The 2,497-nt window shown below is 33.2% G+C and carries 2 protein-coding genes; both read left to right on the top strand.

Going from position 1 to position 2,497, the window contains the following annotated elements; all coding sequences use genetic code 11:
- Positions 1-99 precede the first annotated feature (99 nt).
- Positions 100-528, top strand: a complete 429-nt coding sequence (hemJ, locus tag ACJ5GX_RS04210) for a protoporphyrinogen oxidase HemJ (RefSeq protein ID WP_012481732.1) — start codon at positions 100-102, stop codon at positions 526-528.
- 154 nt (positions 529-682) lie between these two features.
- On the top strand, positions 683-2,194 hold the full coding sequence (locus tag ACJ5GX_RS04205; RefSeq protein WP_007302760.1) for an HlyD family type I secretion periplasmic adaptor subunit: 1,512 nt from the start codon (positions 683-685) through the stop codon (positions 2,192-2,194).
- The last annotated feature ends 303 nt before the right edge of the window (positions 2,195-2,497 follow it).

Below are 2,497 nucleotides of genomic sequence, written 5' to 3'. Positions count from 1 at the left end.
TATGAAAGTGAGAAATGTGCTGAAAAGTCATCAAATGGTAGTATTATATCTATAGATCGATCATACCAGAAATCTTTAACATTTTATAATACTATCTATATGGACTACTATCACTGGCTTGAAGCTTTTCACGTTATCTCTGTAATTATGTGGGTGGCAGGTATGCTCTATTTGCCAAGGCTTTATGTTTACCATGCATCTGTAAAACCAGGGTCAGAAAATGACAGCTTACTTCAAATAATGGAGAAGAGACTCCTTAGATATATCATAAACCCTGCAATGCTTTTCTCCCTTAGTTTTGGAATTATGCTAATGATTATTAGGGAAGCATATCGCGAAGGGTGGTTTCATGTAAAAGCGCTAGCATTATTCTTAATGTTTGCTATTCATGTCCTACTTGCAAAGCATAGGAAAAATTTTGCAGTGGGCTTGAATAAGAAAACTCACGTTTATTTTCGTGTTTTAAACGAAGCAGTAACAGTGTTAATAATAATTATAGTTATTATGGTTATTGTAAAACCTTTTTGATTTTCTAGCCTAATGATGAACCATTGAATGGAGTATAAGAATTGTTACTAAATAGTTTATTCTGATGTTCCGTAGTCTAAGTAAAGTACTTAAGGTATAGATTCTTTGTTTTTGTGTGTTATCCTGGTTAACAAGAATTCGCAGTAGTATTATAATGAGTAAGTTAAAAAAGCTTAGTGCTGGACTTTCTTTGACAGGCCTAATTGGTAGTGATGATATAGATATGCAAAGGGCAGGAAATAGAAAGAAGAAATATCAATTTTTGGATAAGACGTTCGCATGGATTGATGCGATGATAAATTTTATTTTTAAACGTGAGAGTAATAACGTAAATGAAGTCCTAAAAGTCACATGGGGACCACTATTTTTTGGTTTAGTGGTGATATTCATCTTTTTTGGAATAGGTGGTATTTGGTCAGCTATAGCTCCAATTGACGGAGCAGTGCATGCAAGTGGAGAAGTTATTGTCTCTTCAAATAGAAAAATAGTGCAACACTTGGGTGGGGGAATAATAAGCAAAATTTTAGTAAAAGAAGGTCAAGCAGTTAAAAAAGATGAGCCTTTAGTTTTATTAAGTGATGTTAACGAAAAGGCAAATTTGAGTATAATTAAAGAAAAACTCTTATCACTTTTGGCAACTGAAGCAAGACTTATTGCAATCAGGGGAGACTTAGATACGCTAGAATTTTCTGATGAGGTTAAAAGATTATCTAACGATGAACTTGTAAATAAAGCGATAAAGAATCAGGTAAAGTTGTTCAACTCTCAGAGAAAGAGTATATTAGGAAAAACTGACATACTGCAACAACGTATAAAGCAGTTAAATGATGAATTAGCAGGGCTAAATTTTCAACTAAATGCAGCCCATAAGCAATATGACTTGATAACTGAGGAGTTAGAAACAAAAAGACAATTACTTGATAGTGGCCATATAAGCAAACCACACATTTTAGCTTTAGAAAAACAGTTTGCTGAAATTGAGGGTAGAGTTGGACATTACCGTTCTGCAATATCTCAAGTACAGCAAAAGATTGGAGAAAATGAGTTAGAGATTATAAATGTGAAGAATGATGCTCAAGAAAGAGCAAATGCTGAGCTTAAGGAAGTTAATACATCTATTGCAGACTTAAAAGAGAGGCTGATGGTTGCTGAAGATTCGTTAGCACGTACAATAATTAAATCACCTCAAGATGGTATAGTTACAGATATAAGATACCACACTGAAGGTGGTGTTATACAATCTGGAGTCCCAATCCTGAGTATAGTACCATCAGATGATGATCTAATAATAGATGCTAAAGTTCTAACCAGAAACATAGAAGAGATACTGTCAGCAAAAAAGAAAGATAGCAATATAGTCTCTATCGACGGACTAGAAGGGCTGAAAGTTAAAGTAAGGCTGAGCGCTTATAGTGCACGTCGCTTAAGTTTAATTAACGGTATAGTAAACCATATTTCCCCTGATGCTCTTGATGATCCAAGGATGGGGCGTTATTATTCAGTGCGAGTGGTGATACCAAAATCAGAACTTGCTCAATTTAAAAACGTATACCTATATCCTGGTATGCCAGTAGAAGTATATATAGTTACTCAATCTCGCACTCTTTTATCGTTCTTGTTTACACCTATAATTGCAACATTCGATAGATCTTTCATAGAGAGATAATTTATTTGGCTTTTCTAGAAAATTTGTTTACAGAGTTTGATATGCAAAAAAATTTACACACAAGTAGTGTATTATTTTATAATTATTTTCTATAATATGTAAATCTTTGATTTAAGATGCAAATGCTAACGTAAACATTAAAGGTTAATTAGTAAACTCAGCTGTATAATAGAATTAAAGGAATTAGTAAGATTTTTACCTCAATGAATTATAAATAGGCAAACTTACTTAAAGTTTAATAGTGTCTGTTACTGCTTTTAGGTGTGAGGCTAGAGGGTTATTAGCAATAACAGACACTATTAA

The organism is Wolbachia endosymbiont of Tuta absoluta (assembly GCF_059414725.1).
This window is presented reverse-complemented; position numbering and strand designations above follow the sequence as displayed.

Excerpts from the sequence above, each read along its gene's own strand:
- hemJ (WP_012481732.1), top strand. The coding sequence starts at position 100 with ATGGACTACTATCACTGGCTTGAAGCTTTTCACGTTATCTCTGTAATT.
- ACJ5GX_RS04205 (WP_007302760.1), top strand. The coding sequence starts at position 683 with ATGAGTAAGTTAAAAAAGCTTAGTGCTGGACTTTCTTTGACAGGCCTA.